Origin of the sequence: Nitrospirillum goiasense (assembly GCF_034427435.1) — a bacterium.
In the GTDB taxonomy this organism is placed as follows: Bacteria; Pseudomonadota; Alphaproteobacteria; order Azospirillales; family Azospirillaceae; genus Nitrospirillum.
In genome coordinates this window covers 689,430-707,122 of sequence record NZ_JAXQNP010000003.1, presented here as the reverse complement: position 1 = coordinate 707,122, position 17,693 = coordinate 689,430, and the positions used below count along the sequence as shown (strand labels likewise).

Annotated in this window: 17 protein-coding genes and 3 tRNA genes; 19 read left to right on the top strand and 1 reads right to left on the bottom strand. The window is 66.2% G+C overall.

The annotated features are described in order from the left end of the window. Positions 1 to 448: 448 nt before the first annotated feature. Positions 449 to 700 carry a hypothetical protein gene (locus tag ULB03_RS17525; RefSeq protein ID WP_322484399.1) on the top strand — a complete coding sequence of 84 codons (252 nt, stop codon included), beginning with the start codon at positions 449 to 451 and terminating at the stop codon, positions 698 to 700. 202 nt (positions 701 to 902) lie between these two features. After that, a complete protein-coding gene (locus ULB03_RS17520; RefSeq protein ID WP_322484398.1) occupies positions 903 to 3,254 on the top strand; it encodes a transketolase in 2,352 nt (783 codons plus the stop codon). 77 nt (positions 3,255 to 3,331) lie between these two features. Here the strand turns inward: ULB03_RS17520 and ULB03_RS17515 are convergent, their stop codons facing one another. Then, complete coding sequence (locus ULB03_RS17515) at positions 3,332 to 4,006, bottom strand: GNAT family N-acetyltransferase (protein ID WP_322484397.1); 675 nt, start codon at positions 4,004 to 4,006, stop codon at positions 3,332 to 3,334. 298 nt (positions 4,007 to 4,304) lie between these two features. Between ULB03_RS17515 and ULB03_RS17510 the strand changes: the two genes are divergently transcribed. From ULB03_RS17510 to ULB03_RS17430, 17 genes are all read left to right on the top strand, one after another. Then, positions 4,305 to 4,389: transfer RNA gene (locus tag ULB03_RS17510), tRNA-Leu, on the top strand. A gap of 108 nt (positions 4,390 to 4,497) precedes the next feature. Further along, the gene (tig, locus tag ULB03_RS17505; RefSeq protein ID WP_322484396.1) at positions 4,498 to 5,841 is read left to right on the top strand and encodes a trigger factor; all 1,344 of its coding nucleotides are present in this window, start codon (positions 4,498 to 4,500) and stop codon (positions 5,839 to 5,841) included. A 131-nt stretch (positions 5,842 to 5,972) separates the two neighbouring features. Further along, entirely contained in the window at positions 5,973 to 6,608 is a 636-nt protein-coding gene (clpP, locus tag ULB03_RS17500; protein WP_145732251.1) for an ATP-dependent Clp endopeptidase proteolytic subunit ClpP, read from the top strand. Between the two features lie 265 nt (positions 6,609 to 6,873). Further along, positions 6,874 to 8,139 (top strand): ATP-dependent Clp protease ATP-binding subunit ClpX, encoded by a 1,266-nt coding sequence (gene clpX / locus ULB03_RS17495; protein WP_040849805.1) that lies wholly within the window; start codon positions 6,874 to 6,876, stop codon positions 8,137 to 8,139. A 357-nt stretch (positions 8,140 to 8,496) separates the two neighbouring features. Continuing rightward, complete coding sequence (gene lon, locus ULB03_RS17490) at positions 8,497 to 10,905, top strand: endopeptidase La (RefSeq protein WP_322484395.1); 2,409 nt, start codon at positions 8,497 to 8,499, stop codon at positions 10,903 to 10,905. 157 nt (positions 10,906 to 11,062) lie between these two features. Beyond that, positions 11,063 to 11,335, top strand: coding sequence for an HU family DNA-binding protein (locus ULB03_RS17485; RefSeq protein WP_004274300.1), 273 nt, complete (start codon positions 11,063 to 11,065; stop codon positions 11,333 to 11,335). 327 nt (positions 11,336 to 11,662) lie between these two features. Next, positions 11,663 to 11,737, top strand: a tRNA-Val gene (locus ULB03_RS17480). 307 nt (positions 11,738 to 12,044) lie between these two features. After that, positions 12,045 to 12,794 (top strand): hypothetical protein, encoded by a 750-nt coding sequence (locus ULB03_RS17475; RefSeq protein ID WP_322484394.1) that lies wholly within the window; start codon positions 12,045 to 12,047, stop codon positions 12,792 to 12,794. After that, positions 12,782 to 12,904 carry a hypothetical protein gene (locus ULB03_RS17470; RefSeq protein WP_322484393.1) on the top strand — a complete coding sequence of 41 codons (123 nt, stop codon included), beginning with the start codon at positions 12,782 to 12,784 and terminating at the stop codon, positions 12,902 to 12,904. Before ULB03_RS17475 ends, ULB03_RS17470 begins: the two co-directional genes overlap by 13 nt. Beyond that, a complete protein-coding gene (locus ULB03_RS17465; RefSeq protein WP_322484392.1) occupies positions 12,904 to 13,131 on the top strand; it encodes a hypothetical protein in 228 nt (75 codons plus the stop codon). The genes ULB03_RS17470 and ULB03_RS17465 overlap by 1 nt, the downstream gene beginning before the upstream one ends. Positions 13,132 to 13,205: 74 nt before the next feature. Then, positions 13,206 to 13,631 carry a cation:proton antiporter domain-containing protein gene (locus ULB03_RS17460; RefSeq protein WP_322484391.1) on the top strand — a complete coding sequence of 142 codons (426 nt, stop codon included), beginning with the start codon at positions 13,206 to 13,208 and terminating at the stop codon, positions 13,629 to 13,631. 8 nt (positions 13,632 to 13,639) lie between these two features. Further along, positions 13,640 to 14,905, top strand: coding sequence for a cation:proton antiporter domain-containing protein (locus tag ULB03_RS17455; RefSeq protein ID WP_322484390.1), 1,266 nt, complete (start codon positions 13,640 to 13,642; stop codon positions 14,903 to 14,905). A gap of 188 nt (positions 14,906 to 15,093) precedes the next feature. Next, a complete protein-coding gene (locus tag ULB03_RS17450; protein WP_145732645.1) occupies positions 15,094 to 15,318 on the top strand; it encodes a hypothetical protein in 225 nt (74 codons plus the stop codon). A 175-nt stretch (positions 15,319 to 15,493) separates the two neighbouring features. Beyond that, positions 15,494 to 15,570 (top strand) — tRNA-Asp (locus ULB03_RS17445). Between the two features lie 444 nt (positions 15,571 to 16,014). Next, positions 16,015 to 16,383 (top strand): NADH-quinone oxidoreductase subunit A, encoded by a 369-nt coding sequence (locus ULB03_RS17440; RefSeq protein WP_145732644.1) that lies wholly within the window; start codon positions 16,015 to 16,017, stop codon positions 16,381 to 16,383. A gap of 76 nt (positions 16,384 to 16,459) precedes the next feature. Then, positions 16,460 to 17,020 carry a NuoB/complex I 20 kDa subunit family protein gene (locus tag ULB03_RS17435; protein WP_463605636.1) on the top strand — a complete coding sequence of 187 codons (561 nt, stop codon included), beginning with the start codon at positions 16,460 to 16,462 and terminating at the stop codon, positions 17,018 to 17,020. Between the two features lie 19 nt (positions 17,021 to 17,039). Then, positions 17,040 to 17,687 carry an NADH-quinone oxidoreductase subunit C gene (locus ULB03_RS17430; protein WP_322484389.1) on the top strand — a complete coding sequence of 216 codons (648 nt, stop codon included), beginning with the start codon at positions 17,040 to 17,042 and terminating at the stop codon, positions 17,685 to 17,687. The last annotated feature ends 6 nt before the right edge of the window (positions 17,688 to 17,693 follow it).

Below are 17,693 nucleotides of genomic sequence, written 5' to 3'. Positions count from 1 at the left end.
CCTATAAAATTGCATATAATGCCGCGCCTTATCCTGCGCCGCCCTTACGACCTTTTCAGCACCCTTCTGTGCCTGTGAAGGTGGGGTGGGGAATATTTGAAATTCGATTTTCGGCATACACCAAAAGCATTGATCCTATAAAAACAATCGGATACTCTCCAATTCGAACTGAAACTGCTTGGCGACAGTCGCCCTTAATAGGGGGTGATTGATCGGCGCAATATCCACATACCGATCCATCTCTGCTCACGGCATTCCGTGTCTTTCGCGGTTTGGGTCAGGTTTCGCGTTTCAAGTATTCGCGAAACACGTATTGGTTGCGGCTCTGGTCTATCTGGCGCGGGCGGGGCAAGGCGACGGGGCCTTTATCCCGAACGTCTGGTGCCGTGGCCTATCATGGCCCCATTGTCTGGGGTCGGCCGGGTACCTGCTTTATAGGGGGGCGGGTGTGGGCTTCTCTCTCTTTCGCCGGTCGCGCCTGGACGATCCGTTGCAGGTCGGGGCGCAGTACCGCCGCATCGTTTCCGGCAGTGTCATGGAAACGGCCGAGGTTTTGACCATCACCACGGACAGTTTCCATATCCCGCATGTGCGCTTCATGGTGCGCAACAACCTGCCCGAGGGCAGCAGCGCCCCGGACCAGCGCACCCTGTCGGCCGAAAGCTTCAGCCGGCTGTTCAGCGAGCGCGTCGTCAACTGAGCCCCAAACAGCGCTTGAGCATGCGATGGCTTGGCCTGCCGCCTGGGCGCGAGGGCTGACGCATAGCCTCAAAACTTTCAGGCGCCAAAAATTTTGAACACCGGTCTTCAGGGGCGCCGCGCGCAGGTCTATAACCCTGGGCATGAGCGGGCACCGGGCCTTTGGCCCATGGGCGCCCCACCCCTGAGGGAAGACACGCGGCATGCCTGACGCCTCGACCGTTTCGGCCACCCACCCCGACAAGATCCGCCTGCTGGAGGCGCTGGAGCGCAAGGTGCTCTGGCTATCGGCCTGGACCATCCACAACGCCAACCATATCCGCCCATCGCGCGACGGCTTGAAGGTGGGCGGCCACCAGGCCTCCAGCGCCTCGCTGGCCAGCATCATGACGGCGCTGTACTTCGATGTGCTGCGGCCGCAGGACCGGGTGGCGGTGAAGCCCCACGCCAGCCCCGTCTTCCACGCCATCCAGTACATGCTGGGCCGCCAGACCCGGGAGAAGCTGGAGCGCTTCCGCTCCCTGGGGGGCGCGCAGAGCTATCCCTCCCGCACCAAGGACACCGACGACGTGGATTTTTCCACCGGATCGGTGGGGCTGGGCGTGGCGGTCACCGCCTTCGCCTCCCTGGTGCAGGACTATGTGCGTCTGAAGGGGCTGTCGGACCAGCCGGAGGGGCGCATGGTCGCCCTGGTGGGCGACGCCGAGATGGACGAGGGCAACGTCTTCGAAGCCATGCTGGAAGGCTGGAAGCACGACCTGCGCAACACCTGGTGGATCATCGACTATAACCGCCAGAGCCTGGACAGCGTGGTGTCGGACCGGCTGTGGGTGCCCATCGAGGGCATGTTCCGCTCCCTGGACTGGAACGTGCAGATCCTGAAGTACGGCAAGAAGCTGCAGGCCGCCTTCGCGCAGGAGGGTGGCGACGCCCTGCGCCAGTGGATCGACACCTGCCCCAACCAGCTCTATTCCGCCCTGACCTTCAAGGGCGGGGCCGCCTGGCGCGAGGCGCTGAGTCGGGACCTGGGCGACACGCGCGGCATCCGCCACATCCTGGACGCCCATGACGACGCGGCCTTGGGCGGCCTCATGACCAACCTGGCGGGCCATGACCTGCACACCCTGCTGGAAACCTTCCACGGCACCACCGATGATCGGCCGGCCTGCTTCATCGCCTACACCGTCAAGGGCCGGGGGCTGCCCTTCCAGGGGCACAAGGACAACCATGCCGGCCTGATGAATCCGGAGCAGATGGCCGCCTTCAAGGCCGCTTGCGGCCTGGGCGACGGCCAGGAGTGGGACCGGCATGCCGGCCTGGACGTGGACCCGGCCGACCTGGACGCCTTCCTGGCCCAGGTCCCCTTCGCCCAAGGGACGGGGGCCAAGGGCGCCAGCCGTCGCCTCAAGGGCGCGGCCATCCCGGTGCCGCCCACCCTGGCGGTGGATTTGGGCGCCCGCATGTCGACGCAGGAGGGTTTCGGCAAGATTTTGGGTGAGATCGCCAAGGGCGATGACGACCTGGCGGCCCGCATCGTCACCACCTCGCCCGATGTCACCGTGTCCACCAACCTGGGCCCCTGGGTGAATCGGCGCGGCCTGTTCGCGCGGCAGGAAACGCAGGACATCTTCCGCGAACAGAAGGTGGTGTCCGCCCAGCGCTGGCAGGGCGCCCCCGGCGGCCAGCACATCGAACTGGGCATCGCCGAGCACAACCTGTTCCTTATGCTGGCGGCCCTGGGCCTCAGCCATGACCTGTTCGGCGCCCGGCTGCTGCCCATCGGCACGCTTTACGACCCCTTCATCAAGCGCGGCCTGGACGCCATGAACTACGCGGCCTACCAGGATGCGCGCTTCATGGTGGTGGCCACCCCCTCGGGCGTCACCCTGGCGCCGGAGGGCGGGGCGCACCAATCCATCGTCACGCCGCTGATCGGCATGGGCCTGCCCAACGTCTCCAGCTATGAGCCCGCCTTCGTGGATGAGCTGGCCGCCATCATGGCCTGGGGCTTCGACCACATGCAGCGGCCGGACGGCGGCTCCCTCTACCTGCGCCTCAGCACCCGTCAGGTGGACCAGCCCCAGCGGGGGGAATCAGGGGGCCTGGACCGCGACGCCGTCATCCAGGGCGGCTATTGGCTGCGTCCCCCGGCCCCGGACGCGGAGTTCGCCATCGTCTATTGCGGCGCCCTGGCGCCGGAGGCGCTGGAGGCCCATGCCCAGGTGCTGGAGGATTGCCCCGGCGCCGGCCTGCTGGCCGTGACCTCCCCCGACCGGCTGCATGCCGGCTGGATGGCGGCCCAGCGCGCGGGGCGGCCGCGGGACGCCCAGGCCCACCGCCTGCTGTCCGCCCTGCCGGCCGGCGCCCGCCTGGTGACCGTTGTCGATGGCCACCCGGCGACGCTTTCCTGGCTGGGATCGGTACGCGGCCAGGCGGTGGCGGCGCTGGGCGTGGAGAAATTCGGCCAGTCGGCCGACATCCCGGACCTTTACCAAGCCCAGGGCCTCGACGCCGACGCCATCGTGGACGCGTGCGCCAAGGTGCTTTTGGGCTGATCGCGTGACCCCGCCACCGGCACGAACCCTCATGCCGGTGGCCGTCCGCGCCCGCCGCTTGAGGGCGGGCGAAACCCTCAAAACTCTCCCAGCGCCTTGATCTGGGACCCGTCCTCCCGGAAGTTGGACGGGTCCAGCCATGCAGCCAGACGCTGGCGGCGCGCGGGCCATTCCGAATCCAGGATGGAAAAGACGTTGCTGTCCCAGTTGCGGCCCTTCACCCACAAGGTCTGGCGCAGCAGGCCCTCATGGGTGAAGCCATAGCGCAGCGCCGCCTTGATGGAGGCGACGTTGGGCGGTCCGCAGCGCCATTCCAGGCGGCGGTAGCCGGACTGCCCCAGGGCGTAGTCGATCAGCAGGAACACCCCTTCCGTCCCCGTCACCTTGCGGCTGAGGGCGGCGCCATAGACCAGGCCCATCTCCACCGTGCCCATGTCCGGGTTGGCGTTCAGCAGCAGCAGCAGGCCCGCCGGCGCCGGTTCCGTGCCCGTCTTGTCCATCACGACATAGATGGTCTGGCCGGGCCGGGGGATGCGGTCCCGCAGCCATTGCGTGAAGACCTCGGGTTCGGCGAAGGGGCCGCCGGGGATATGGTCCCAGAGGGCATCGTGCCGGCCGATGGCCTGCCACAGGCCGGCGGCGTGCCGATCCAGGTCCAGCCGTTCCAGGTCGACCGTGCGGCCGGCCAGCCGGTCGGCGGTCAGGGCGGGGCGGGGCAGGTCCGGGGTGATGGGCGTCGGCGATGGGGTCATACGAGAGGGGCCTCGGGTAGGGGGCAGGGGCGCGCAGCATACCAAGGGCGCGGTCGCGCCGGATAGCGCCTGCCATCGCCCGGGTCCCTCATCCCCGGCGCGCCACCCTTGGCCCACCCCCTGGCCCACCCCTTGGCCTAGATTCCTATTTACGCGGGTGCGCGGGTGCTATAGATCGGACGGCGCCTGGAAGGGTCCGGGCGCTATTCCTATGCCTATTTCCCATTGGCGCCGCCGGCGTCGGCGGGGCGGGGCCGTGGGGGTGGGCGCCGGGCGACCCATAGTGCCGGGTTTGGACGCGGGCGTGGCGGAACTGGTAGACGCGCCGGATTTAGGTTCCGGTGACGAAAGTCGTGGGGGTTCGAGTCCCTTCGCCCGCACCAAGCACGAGATATCAACCCAACCGCCCGTGGTCCGTCCGGCCCCGGGCACCCAGGGGCCGGGAATGCCGGCATCCGGGGCCGATCACAGAGACAGGTTCGAATAGTCCCATGAACATCACCGAGACCAGCGCCGAAGGCCTGCGCCGCGAATACACGGTCGTCATTCCCGCCGCCGATCTGGCCGGCCGCGTGGACGCCCAATTGAAGGAAATCGGCAAGACCGTGCGCATGCCGGGCTTCCGCCCGGGCAAGGTGCCGATGTCGGTGCTGAAGCAGCGCTATGGGCAGTCGGTGATGGGTGAGGTGCTGGACAAGGCCATGTCCGACAGCGCCGCCAAGGTGGTTGAGCAGCACAGCCTGCGTCCCGCCCTGCAGCCCAAGGTCGAGATCGTGAAGTTCGAGGTCGAATCCGCCGAGAGCGACCTGGAATTCAAGCTGGCCTATGAGGTGCTGCCCGAGTTCGAACCCGCCGACCTCGGCGGCGTCGCCATCGAGAAGCCCGTGGTCGAGATCACCGACGCGCAGGTGGACGAGGCCCTAGGCCGCATCGCCGCCGGCCGCAAGACCTCCGCCCCGCTGACCGAGGACCGTCCGGCCGCCAAGGGCGACATCGTGGTCATCGACTTCGACGGTTCCGTCGACGGTGAGAAGCGCCCGGGCATGAAGGGCGAGGGCCATGAGCTGGAGCTGGGCTCCGGCAGCTTCATCGACACCTTCGAGGAGCAGCTGGAAGGCACCCGCGCCGGCGACCACCGCACCGTCAACGTCACCTTCCCCGAGGGCTACCACGCCGCCGAGCTGGCCGGTAAGGCCGCCGTGTTCGAGGTGGACGTGAAGGAAGTGAAGCAGGCCGTCGAGGCGACCATCGATGATGAGTTCGCCAAGGGCCTGGGCTTCGACGATCTGGCCGCGCTGAAGACCGTCATCCGTGACCGTCTGGGCGGCGACTACACCGTCATGAGCCGCCTGCGCGCCAAGCGCGCCCTGCTGGACCAGCTGGCCGAGCTGCACAGCTTCGAGGTGCCGCAGGGCATGGTCGACATCGAGTTCGACCAGATCTGGAAGCGCCTGCAGGACGAGCTGAAGGCCGGCGACGCCGGTGAGGACGCCGGCAAGGACGAGGAAGAGCTCCGCAAGGAGTACCGCGATATCGCCATTCGTCGTGTTCGTTTGGGTCTGGTCCTTTCCGAGATCGGTCAGAAGAACAATATAACGGTGGCGAGGGAAGAGCTGAACCAGGCCGTGCTGGCCGAGGTGCGGCGCTACCCGGGCCAGGAGCGTGAGGTTTTCGACTTCTTCAAGAACAACCCCCAGGCGGTGGAAAGCCTGCGGGCCCCGGTTTTTGAAGACAAGGTTGTCGACTTCATCCTGGGACAGGTTAAGGTGACGGAGAAGCCCGTGTCGGCTGAAGAGCTGATGCAGGATCCCGATGAGGAAGAGGCGGCGGCCTAAGGTCGCGTCTCCCGTCTTCGGTTTCTGACGGGCCTCGGTATTTAAACGGAATGGGGGAGGGATCGTCCCTCCCCCGGACCGGCAACGGGCCCGGGGATGGCCCCCGGGTCGGACGCAGCGCTGGAGCAGGCATGATCGACTTTGAGCCGCAGATGAACACGCTGGTCCCCATGGTGGTCGAGCAGACCAACCGGGGTGAGCGCGCCTACGACATCTATTCGCGCCTGTTGAAGGAACGGATCATCTTCCTCGTCGGTGGTGTGAACGACGCGGTGTCCAGCCTGATCTGCGCCCAGCTTCTGTTCCTGGAAGCGGAAAACCCGACGAAGGAAATCTCCTTCTACATCAATTCGCCGGGCGGCATCGTGACCTCAGGCTTGGCGATCTACGACACCATGCAGTACATCCGCTGCCCGGTGGCCACCCTGTGCATAGGCCAGGCGGCCTCCATGGGCTCGCTGCTGCTGGCCGGCGGCGCCGAAGGGCGGCGCTACTCGCTGCCCAACAGCCGCATCATGATCCATCAGCCGTCTGGCGGCGCCCAGGGTCAGGCCGCGGACATCGAGATCCAGGCGCGTGAGATCCTGAAGATCCGGCACCGCCTCAATGAGATCTATGTGCGCCACACCGGCCAGCCGATCGACAAGATCGAGCGGGCGATGGAGCGCGACAACTTCATGACCGCGGACGAGGCCAAGGCGTTCGGTCTGATCGACGACGTCATCGCCACCCGTCCCGGCGCCGGTGGCACAGCCCAGGCGGCGTGAGGATTTGAGACGTTGAGCGTTCGGGGCTGGGCGGGGGATTTTCCGCCGCCCAGCCGCCCCACCGGGATACCTCGGTAAGGGGAACCGGACACAAGCCGACACACGGGGGGTTGAAAGCCCAGTGTTCCGTGGTGTTGAATGGGCAGGCAGTGGCGGGTGAGCGGTGTTCATCCCCTTGTCCGCCGGCCGATCCCGGGAGGATCGGGCCCCGGTTCCGTCATCGTGATGGCTCCGGGTGACTGTCCCGGTGATGTACGGAGCTTTTATGACCAAGTCGACCGGCAGCGATTCGAAGAATACCCTCTACTGCTCCTTCTGCGGGAAGAGCCAGCACGAGGTGCGGAAGCTCATTGCCGGCCCCACGGTGTTCATCTGCGATGAATGCGTGGAATTGTGCATGGACATCATCCGCGAAGAGAACAAGACGACGCTGGTGAAGTCCCGCGACGGCGTTCCCACCCCGCGCGACATCTGCGCGGTGCTGGACGACTACGTCATCGGGCAGAGCCACGCGAAGCGCGTCCTCTCGGTCGCCGTGCACAACCACTACAAGCGGCTGGCCCACGGCACCAAGCACAGCGACGTCGAATTGGCGAAGTCCAACATCCTGCTGATCGGCCCGACGGGCTGCGGCAAGACCCTGTTGGCCCAGACGCTGGCCCGCATCATCGACGTGCCCTTCACCATGGCCGACGCCACCACGCTGACCGAGGCCGGTTACGTGGGTGAGGATGTGGAAAACATCATCCTCAAGCTGCTGCAGGCCGCCGACTACAATGTCGAGCGGGCGCAGCGCGGCATCGTCTACATCGACGAAGTGGACAAGATCAGCCGCAAGTCCGACAACCCGTCCATCACCCGCGACGTGTCGGGCGAGGGCGTGCAGCAGGCCCTGCTGAAGATCATGGAAGGCACCGTCGCCTCCGTGCCGCCGCAGGGTGGGCGCAAGCATCCGCAGCAGGAATTCCTGCAGGTGGACACGACCAACATCCTGTTCATCTGCGGTGGCGCCTTCGCCGGCCTGGAAAAGATCATCGCCGCCCGCGGCAAGGGCACGTCCATCGGCTTCGGCGCCGATGTGAAGGGCCCGGACGACCGCCGCACCGGCGACGTCCTGCGCGAGGTGGAGCCCGAGGATCTGCTGAAGTTCGGCCTCATCCCGGAATTCGTCGGCCGTCTGCCCGTGGTGGCGACGCTGAACGACCTGGACGAGGAAGCGCTGATCGAGATCCTGACCAAGCCCAAGAACGCCCTGGTGAAGCAGTACCAGCGCCTGTTCGAGATGGAGGACGTGAAGCTCTCCTTCGCGGAAGAGGCCCTGAAGTCCATCGCCAACAAGGCCATCCAGCGCAAGACCGGCGCCCGTGGCCTGCGCTCCATCATGGAATCCATCCTGCTGGAGTCGATGTTCGATCTGCCGGGCCTGCAGGGCGTGGATGAGATCGTCATCAATGGCGAGGTGGTCGAGGGCCGCGCCCAGCCGTTGTACATTTACGCCGACCGCAAGGCCGAGGCGGCGCCCGTCGCCTGACGGTGCCCGCGCAGGCGACTTAGCCAGTTCGGATAGTTGCAGCCCGGGAAGCCCCTTGTTGCGGGGTTTCCCGGGTTTTATTTTGCCGTCATCCCGGCATTTCAGCCGGAATTCAGGCACTTGGCCCCGATCCCGCCTGGTTGTGCGGGCCCCACGCTTGCAAAAGCGCGATTTTCCCACCTCCGCTCCCGTCCTTAGCGCAGAAAACACCCGGTTCAAGCCCTTGAAGGGGGGGGATCGGTGTGCCACGTTACCAGGGCGACCTCCCGACGCCGCGCCCATGACGGGGCGGCTGGTGGATGGCAGGCCAGGCCCATCACGGGCTGGCCGCTAAGATTTGAGTGGAAGGTCAGACCTATGTTGGAAGCCACCCGAGGCACCCTTTATCCGGTCCTCCCCCTGCGCGACATCGTGGTGTTCCCGCACATGATCGTGCCCCTGTTCGTGGGGCGCGAAAAGTCGGTGCGCGCGCTGGAAGACGTGATGAAGGATGACAAGCAGATCCTGCTGGTCACCCAGAAGAACGCCGCCCAGGACGATCCCACGCCCGACGACATCTATTCCGTCGGCACCATCGGCACCGTGTTGCAGCTGCTGAAGCTGCCCGATGGCACCGTGAAGGTGTTGGTCGAGGGCGGGCAGCGCGCGCGCATCGTCAGCTTTGAGCGCAGCGAGGACTTCTTCCAGGCCTATGCCGAGCCCATCGAGGAGAAGACGGGTGAGGCGCAGGAGGCGGAGGCTTTGGCCCGCGCCGCGGTGGCCCAGTTTGAGCAGTACATCAAGCTGAACAAGAAGATCCCGCCGGAGGTCCTGGTCTCGGTCAACCAGATCGAGGAACCGGGCAAGCTGGCCGACACCATCGCCTCGCACCTGGCGCTGAAGATTCCGGAGAAGCAGCAGCTTCTGGAAGCGGCGACGGTGGGGGAGCGGCTGGAAAAGGTCTACGCCTTCATGGAAGGCGAGATCGGCGTGCTGCAGGTGGAAAAGCGCATCCGCAACCGCGTCAAGCGGCAGATGGAGAAGACCCAGCGCGAGTACTATCTGAACGAGCAGATGAAGGCCATCCAGAAGGAACTCGGCGAGTCCGAGGATGGCAAGGACGAGGTCGCCGAGATCGAGGAGCGCATCGCCAAGACCCGCTTCAGCAAGGAGGCCCGGGAAAAGGCGCTGGCCGAGGTCAAGAAGCTGCGGACCATGAGCCCCATGTCCGCCGAGGCGACGGTGGTGCGCAACTACCTGGACTGGATGCTGTCCATTCCGTGGAAGAAGCGCACCAAGGTGAAGAAGGACATCAAGGGGGCCGAGGCCATCCTGGATGCCGATCACTACGGTCTGGAGAAGGTCAAGGAGCGTATCCTGGAGTACCTGGCCGTGCAGCAGCGCATGGACAAGGTGAAGGGTCCCATCCTGTGCCTCGTCGGCCCGCCCGGCGTGGGCAAGACCTCGCTGGGCAAGTCCATCGCCAAGGCCACGGGCCGCAACTTCGTCCGCGTGTCGCTGGGCGGCGTGCGGGATGAGGCCGAGGTGCGCGGTCACCGCCGCACCTACATCGGCTCCATGCCCGGCAAGGTCATCCAGGGCATGAAGAAGGCGAAGTCGTCGAACCCGCTGTTCCTGCTGGACGAGATCGACAAGCTGGGCGCCGATTGGCGGGGTGACCCGTCCTCCGCCCTGCTGGAGGTCCTGGATCCCGAGCAGAACGGCACCTTCAACGACCATTACCTGGAGGTGGACTACGACCTCTCGGACGTGATGTTCGTCTGCACGGCCAACACCCTGCGCATGCCCCAGCCCCTGCTGGACCGCATGGAGGTGATCCGGCTGTCGGGCTACACCGAGGACGAGAAGATCGAGATCACCCGCGGGCACCTGATCGACAAGGAGCTGAAGGCCCATGGCCTGAAGGCCGGCGAGTTCACCATCTCCGACGACGCGTTGCGCGACCTCATCCGCTACTACACCCGGGAAGCCGGCGTGCGCAGCCTGGAGCGTGAGATCGCCAACCTGGCCCGCAAGGCCATCAAGGAGATCCTCATGAAGGGGGTCGACAAGGTGTCGATCACCCGCCGCAACCTCGACAAGTATGCCGGTGTGCGCCGGTATCACTATGGCGAGGCCGAGAAGGAGGATCTGGTGGGCTGCACCACCGGCCTTGCCTGGACCGAGGTGGGCGGTGAGCTGCTGACCATCGAGGCGGTGATGCTGCGCGGCAAGGGCCGGGTCACCACGACGGGTAAGCTGGGCGACGTCATGAAGGAATCGGTGCAGGCCGCCGAGAGCTTCGTGAAGTCCCGGTCCACCCAGTTCGGGATCAAGCCGACGCTTTTTGAGCGCAAGGACATCCACGTTCACGTACCCGAAGGGGCTACGCCTAAGGACGGTCCGTCGGCCGGCGTCGCCATGACCACCTCCATCGTTTCCGTGTTGACGGGCATTCCCGTGCGCAAGGATGTCGCCATGACCGGCGAAATCACCCTGCGCGGCCGGGTCCTGCCCATCGGCGGATTGAAGGAGAAGTTGCTGGCGGCGCTGCGGGGCGGAATCAAGACCGTGTTGATTCCAAAGGATAATGAGAAGGACCTCGCGGACATTCCCGACAATGTGAAGCGTGGCCTGACCATCATCCCGGTGACGACGGCGGACGAGGTTCTGGCCAAGGCGCTGGTGCAACCGCTGGTGCCGATCGAATGGTCGGAGCCGGAAATCGTCGAGCCCGTCGCCGCGAAAGCCGCGGAAGAGGGCCAGGATGGCGTGATTCGGCATTGAAGTACGGACAGAAATCGTGTGAATTGAAGGCCTGACGCGACGGCCCCGGGGCGGATAACCCCGGGGCCGTACGTCCGAACCGAATCCCAATCCCGGCGCGCGCCCCGCGACCGGGACGTAATCCAGTCAGATCCTGCTTCAAGAAGGGGGGCCTTAAGTGAATAAGAACGATCTCGTTGCCGCTGTCGCCGCTAGCGCGGAGCTGTCCAAGGCTGATGCGAACAAGGCGGTCGATGCGGTGTTCGAGGGCATCACCGAAGCCCTCAAGAAGGGTGACGAAGTTCGCCTGGTCGGTTTCGGCACCTTCGCCGTCGCCGAGCGCGCCGCCTCCGAAGGCCGCAACCCGCGCACCGGCGAGGCGATCTCCATCGCCGCCAGCAAGCAGCCGAAGTTCAAGCCCGGCAAGGGCCTGAAGGACGCGCTGAACTAAGAACGGCGTCACCGCCGTTTGATCCGCCGGTTTTGGGGGACCGGTCGCCGCGATGGCGGCACCTTTCCCCCACAACAGGTGTGATGGTCCGCGACAGTCAAGGTGGCGGGCCGTCGGGCCGGTGCCGGCTTCATGCCGGTGCGATCCCGACCAGTGATGTGATAAGACGGGGCGCCAGCGGGTGTTCCCGTCTTTTTTGTTTCCACCGCCATTTTTCCGGCATCACGGCTTGCCGCTGGGGTGGATTTCAAAAAATGGTTTCCAAACCGGGCGCGGGCCGCTAAAGCGTCATCTCCCGGCGCACGACGCTGTGGGAGCCAAGGTGACGGGCGGTTAGCTCAGGGGTAGAGCAGGTGCTTTACACGCATCGGGTCGGGGGTTCAAATCCCTCACCGCCCACCACTTTCCAAGTGTCCAGCCCAAGTGTCCAGCCAGGAATCGCGGCCCGCCGCAGGCAAGGCCGCCATGCCGGCCGGCCTCGCATTGTCACTTTGACCACGATGGCAAAGCTGCAATCCTGACAGGGGAGCGGTCCATCGCGGCCGCTCAGTCGTATCAGGGGCATCTGGCGTCGTGGCGCACCGGGGGCATCTGGTTTCACCGTGGGACGCGCGGGCCTAATCAATTCCATCCTGCCGCCTAACCCTTGGCGGCGGGGCCCGCGAGCGCGCAATCCGGGGGACGCTGTCGCCCCCGTTGGGGAGGGGGCATGGCGTCGAACGGCCAGTCGGTCTTGGGGGAAGTGGTCAGCCTCTTTCGGGAGGTGTTCGCCGCCCCTGAACGCATCGCGCGTTTCCTGGGCATGCCTGCGGTCTTCAGTCTGGCCGCCGCCCTGTTCTTCCAGTTCCGCAGCATCCAGTACCTGGGTCACGAACCTGCTCAGGAGCAATGGGCCGAGTTCCTCTGTATCTTCCTGGTCCTGGTCGTCTTCCAGACCTGGGCGCACATGCGGTCCCTGTCCGCTTGGGGGACTTGGGTCCGAACGGGGCAGGACCCCGTGACCTTTCTGCAGCCGGGTTTCGGCCGTAACGAATGGGCCGCCACCGGCTGGCAGATCCTGTACTTCTTCATGCTGCTCATCGCCCTGATGGTGCTGATGTTCGGTCGTGCCATGCTGGTCGATTCGACGGCGGAGGAGCAGGCGGGCCCCGGTGTCTGGCTCGCCATCCTGGCTGGCGCCTTGGCCGCGGGCGTCCTGGCGCTGCATGTCACGATGCGCCTGGGCATCGGCCTCATGGCCATCCTTGCCGGAGAGGCGCCGGCGTTCAGCCGCTACTGGCGGGCCGCCGCGCCCCTGGCCTGGCGCTTGACCGGTGTCGTGCTGGTCAGCCAGGCGGTATTGCAGGTGCCCTGCTTCTTCATCAATCGCCTGGTGATGGGGGACTGGCTGACCACCAGCACGACGGCCCCCCCGACGTGGCCGTCAGCCTGCTGTGGACCCTGGCGATGGCGGTCGTGAATTTCATTTGTGTCGCCCTGCTGGGCGTGGCGCTGGCCCGCGCCCACCGCGCCTTGAGCCAGGACGGACGGGTTGGCGCGGCGACGGTGGCCGCGGGGGATGTCCGGTGATGGACACGCCGCCGCCGGACACGCCGCCGCCAGACACGCCGCCGGGCGGGCTGACGCCGCAGCACCGGGTCTTGCTGATCCTCCTGGGCTTGGCCATGATCGGCGGGCGGCTTTGGGACATGAACCATGACCGCAGCGGCGGCCCGGGAATGAACATCCTGGTCATCCTGTTGGGCGTCGTCGTGCTGGCCGTGGCCCTGCTGGCGGGACGGCGTCCCCGGCGCTGATCGCGCCCCCACGGCATGGGGGACGGCTCCCGCGCCCTGACCGACCATAGGCTTGCCTGGAATAGACCCGCCCCATGGAAACGATGACCGCCGTCCTGATCCTGCTGGTGACCGTCGCGGCATCGGGTGGGATCAGCCCGTTCGTCCGCCGTGTTCCCCTGCCTCTCATTCAGGTGGCCCTGGGCGCGGCCTTGGGCGGCTTGTCGGGCGTCCCCATCGTCCTCAATCCCGATCTCTTCCTATTGGTGTTCATTCCGCCGCTGCTGTTCCTCGACGCCTGGCGCTTCCCGGTCCTGGAGTTGCGGCGCCTGGGGTTCATCATCCTGACGCTGGCGGTGGGCCTGGTGCTGTTCACCGTGGTCGGGGCTGGGCACATCATCCACTGGCTGCTGCCCGCCGTTCCCCTGTCCACCGCCTTCGCCTTGGCCGCGGTGCTGTCGCCTACCGATGCCGTCGCGGTGGCGGGCATGGCCGGTGGTGCCCGCATGCCCCCCGCCTGAAGCACATCTTGGAGGGGGAGGCGCTGCTGAATGACGCCTCCGGCCTGGTGTGCCTGCAATTCGCCGTGACGGCGGCCCTGACCGGCACCTTCTCCATTGGCGGCGCCACCGTCACCTTCCTGTGGGCGGCCATCGGTGGTGTGCTGGTGGGCGTGGTCATGGTGGCCGTGGTGCGGGTGGTCCACGGCTGGCTGGTCCGCGCCCGGGGCGATTCGCCGGGCACCACCATCCTCATCATGATTTTAGTGCCCTTCGCCGCCTATCTCGCGGCCGAGCATCTGGACATGTCCGGCATCCTGGCCGCCGTGGCGGGGGGCATGACGCTGAACCTGCTGCCGCTGGAGGAGTCGGGCCAGGTGACCACCCGCCTGCAGGGCACGGCGGTGGGTGAGATGATCCAGTTCACGCTGAACGGCGTGATCTTCGTCCTGTTGGGGTGGCAACTGCCGGGCATTCTGGGCCAGGCGCCCATGATCGCCAGCCAGGCCGGGGCACCCCATGCCGGCCCCCCCGGTGCCGGGCACCTGGAAACGCCGGTCGGCCTGGGGTGGCTGGCTTTGCAGGTCGCCATCATCGTCGGCGTGCTGTTGGCCCTGCGGGTGCTGTGGGTCTGGGTGTCGCTGATGGTCGGCCAGGCTCTGGCCCGTTGGCGCGGCAAGCCCCGGCCCGGCGGCCCCCCCGGCACCATGGTGCGTGTCATGGCCGCCGTGGCCGTCGCCGGGGTGCGGGGCGCCGTCACCCTGGCCGGTGTGTTGTCTTTGCCGGATTGGCTGCGCGACGGTGTGCCCTTTCCCGGGCGCGACGTGGCGATCTTCCTGGCGTCGGGTGTCATCCTGGTGTCGCTGGTCTTGGCCAGTCTGGCGCTGCCCTGGCTACTGCGTGGCCTGACCATGCCGGAGGAGGATGTCGGCGTGGAGGAGGAGAGGGTGGCTGAGGCCGCCCTGGCGCGCGCGGCCCTGCGCCGGCTGGAGCAGGCGCACCACGCCATGCGCCCGGACGGGAATGACGCCGACCTCCATACCGAGGCCGTGCTGCGCCTGATGGAATTCTACCGCCGCCAGGTGGAGGACCCGGACATGCCGGTGGATGCCCGTGCCCAGGCCCGGCGCCGCCTGGCCATCGAGGCGGAATTGCGGCTGGCCGCCCTGCGGGCCAAGCGCGATGAGTTGGCGCGCCTGCATCGCCTCCATGCCATCAGCGAGGAAACCTGGCGCCGCATGGTCCACAGCCTGGACATGATGGAGGCGTCGCTGGCCCGGTCCCGCGTGCTCTGAGGCGTTCGCGCGTTGGGGGGGGCCACCACGTCCGGTGGCGCAGGGCCTGCCGCGGCCGACATGGCAGCCCCTATCCATGAGCAGGGGTCGATTTCCCATCGGGGGCCGTCCTGGAAAGGTGGTACGCTTCAAAAGCCCCGGGGTTGTCCCCGGGGGGCCTGCCTGGCAACGAACCGGAGCATCGGGTCATGGAAAAGGATGAGCGGCGCCTCGGCGACCGGATTTTGAGTGCGCTGGAACTGGCGCTGGAGCACGGCAACCTTACGGTGGCGGAACCGCTGGCCCAGGCGCTGGAATTGTGTATGACCGCTTTCGGTGGGCCCGACGCCGTGGACCATCGCGGCGTCCCCACCCGCCTGCTACAGGCGCTTGACCGGTTGGACAGCCTGCGCCGTGCCGAGAAAGCCGCGTAAAATCAACCAGTTACAAAAAATGAAAAAAAATTGGCCCCGCCGCGTTTTTCTTGTTTGACAAGGGGTGGGGCTTTTTACTACAAACCGCGCACCGCAGCGACGCTGACGGCGCGAAACGCACCGAACGATAAAACGAACGGTACGAAATAAGGCCAGAAAGCAACGTTGCAACGACGCGGGTGTAGCTCAGTTGGTTAGAGCGCCGGCCTGTCACGCCGGAGGCCGCGGGTTCAAGTCCCGTCACTCGCGCCACTTTATCGATGCCGGACAGGGCAGTCGATACTTTAGCAAGGCCGCGCTGGCAACAGCGCGGCCTGCTTGCGTTATGGGCTTTCGCACCTGCGGTAGAGTGGGAATTGAGAGTGGATCTCAACAAGCCCGATTTTGGCCATTTCCCCCATATTTTCAGCGCCTTGGCCCCAGCGCCACGCATGGCGTAATTTGCTTTCCTTGGGCACGGCACCCGCCTATATTCCAACACGCCCGGCCCCAAGCCGGGCTTTTGTTGCAGGCGTCCGGACCCCCGCATGGGTCCGGAGGTTATGTCCAGAACCGGCGGGCAGGCCGGGTGGGGCCAAAACCGACAATCAGATGTGTGGGCCTGGGCTTCATGCACTTGGTTTCGGTCGGCGCCTTCCGCAAGCCCTGTCGGGCCAACCGGGACGAAATTGGGGCACACTCATGTCCAGTCAGGTTATGTCCACCGAGCTGCTGAGCCAGTACCTGCCGATCCTCATCTTCGTGGGTATCGCCGCCGTGATCGCGGCGGCCATGCTGTTCGGCTCCATGCTGGTCGCCAAGCAGAAGCCGGACAGTGAAAAACTGTCGGCGTACGAATGCGGCTTCGAGCCGTTCAATGACGCCCGCAGCAAGTTCGATGTGCGCTTCTACCTGGTCGCCATCCTGTTCATCATCTTCGACCTGGAAGTGGCCTTCCTGTTCCCCTGGGCCGTGTCCCTGGGCCGCATCGGCTTGTTCGGCTTCTGGTCCATGATGGCCTTCCTGGGCATCCTGACCATCGGCTTCATCTACGAATGGAAGAAGGGCGCGCTGGACTGGGAGTGATCCCGGCCGGCGCTCAGGCCTTTTTCCGTCTTTCGCATCGCTGCCCGTTCACACCGGAGCCAGACCCGTGACGTCTTTGCCAACCCATTCTTCCGTTCCCCCCGCCGGCGTGGGCGCGCCCTTGCCGCCCGGTCCCGCCCAGGACGCCTACATCAAGGCCGTGACGACGGAATTGCAGGATAAAGGCTTCGTCGTGGCGAAGCTGGACGCCCTGCAGGAATGGGCGCGCACCGGGTCGCTGTGGCCCATGACCTTCGGCCTGGCCTGCTGCGCCGTGGAAATGATCCACGCCTACATGAGCCGCTTCGACCTGGACCGGTTCGGCGTCATTCCGCGCCCCAGCCCGCGCCAGTCGGACGTGATGATCGTGGCCGGCACCCTGTGCAACAAGATGGCCCCGGCCCTGCGCAAGGTCTACGACCAGATGGCGGAGCCGCGCTGGGTCATCTCCATGGGCTCTTGCGCCAACGGCGGCGGCTACTACCACTACAGCTATTCCGTGGTGCGCGGCTGCGACCGCATCGTGCCCGTGGACATCTACGTGCCGGGCTGCCCGCCCACGGCCGAGGCCCTGGTCTACGGCGTGCTGCAGCTGCAGAAGAAGATCAAGGGCGGCAACCGCCTGGTTCGGCGCTGAGCGGCCCGGGGGATCTGGAATGAACGACGAAACCCTACAGGCGCTGGGCGCCAAGATCGCGGCGGCCCTCCCGGGCGCCGTGACCGGTACCGAGATCCAGCACGGCGAACTGGTGGTCCGCACCACCCGTGAGGGCCTGCTGCAGACCCTGACCGTGCTGCGCGACGACGCCGGCTGCCGCTTCACCCAGCTGGTCGACGTGACCGCGGTGGACTGGCCGTCGAAGGCGGAGCGGTTCGAGGTCAACTACATGCTGCTGTCGGTGTCCAAGAACCTGCGCGCGCGGGTGAAGGTCACCACGGATGAGGACACGCCCGTCCCGTCCTGCGTCCCGCTGTTCCCGGCCGCCGGCTGGTATGAGCGCGAGACCTGGGACATGTTCGGCGTGTTCTTCGCGGGCCATCCCGACCTGCGCCGCATCCTGACCGACTATGGGTTCGAGGGTCACCCCCTGCGTAAGGACTTCCCCCTGACGGGGTATGTCGAGGTCCGCTACGACGACGAGCAGAAGCGCGTCGTCTATGAGCCGGTGAAGCTGACGCAGGACTTCCGGGCCTTCGATTTCATGTCGCCTTGGGAGGCGATGACCGATGTGCAATTGCCGGGCGACGAGAAGGCGGTGATCCCGCTGGGCGCGTCGCTGCGCGACGGCAGCGTGAAGAAGTGAGATCGG

What these genes read in the sequence shown, in the direction of transcription:
- clpP (WP_145732251.1), top strand. Translation starts at nt 5,973, where the DNA reads ATGATCGACTTTGAGCCGCAGATGAACACGCTGGTCCCCATGGTGGTC.
- ULB03_RS17515 (WP_322484397.1), bottom strand. Translation starts at nt 4,006, where the DNA reads ATGACCCCATCGCCGACGCCCATCACCCCGGACCTGCCCCGCCCCGCC.
- clpX (WP_040849805.1), top strand. Translation starts at nt 6,874, where the DNA reads ATGACCAAGTCGACCGGCAGCGATTCGAAGAATACCCTCTACTGCTCC.
- ULB03_RS17460 (WP_322484391.1), top strand. Translation starts at nt 13,206, where the DNA reads ATGGAAACGATGACCGCCGTCCTGATCCTGCTGGTGACCGTCGCGGCA.
- ULB03_RS17470 (WP_322484393.1), top strand. Translation starts at nt 12,782, where the DNA reads ATGGCGGTCGTGAATTTCATTTGTGTCGCCCTGCTGGGCGTGGCGCTG.
- ULB03_RS17440 (WP_145732644.1), top strand. Translation starts at nt 16,015, where the DNA reads ATGTCCACCGAGCTGCTGAGCCAGTACCTGCCGATCCTCATCTTCGTG.
- ULB03_RS17430 (WP_322484389.1), top strand. Translation starts at nt 17,040, where the DNA reads ATGAACGACGAAACCCTACAGGCGCTGGGCGCCAAGATCGCGGCGGCC.
- ULB03_RS17465 (WP_322484392.1), top strand. Translation starts at nt 12,904, where the DNA reads ATGGACACGCCGCCGCCGGACACGCCGCCGCCAGACACGCCGCCGGGC.
- tig (WP_322484396.1), top strand. Translation starts at nt 4,498, where the DNA reads ATGAACATCACCGAGACCAGCGCCGAAGGCCTGCGCCGCGAATACACG.
- ULB03_RS17520 (WP_322484398.1), top strand. Translation starts at nt 903, where the DNA reads ATGCCTGACGCCTCGACCGTTTCGGCCACCCACCCCGACAAGATCCGC.
- ULB03_RS17475 (WP_322484394.1), top strand. Translation starts at nt 12,045, where the DNA reads ATGGCGTCGAACGGCCAGTCGGTCTTGGGGGAAGTGGTCAGCCTCTTT.
- ULB03_RS17450 (WP_145732645.1), top strand. Translation starts at nt 15,094, where the DNA reads ATGGAAAAGGATGAGCGGCGCCTCGGCGACCGGATTTTGAGTGCGCTG.
- lon (WP_322484395.1), top strand. Translation starts at nt 8,497, where the DNA reads ATGTTGGAAGCCACCCGAGGCACCCTTTATCCGGTCCTCCCCCTGCGC.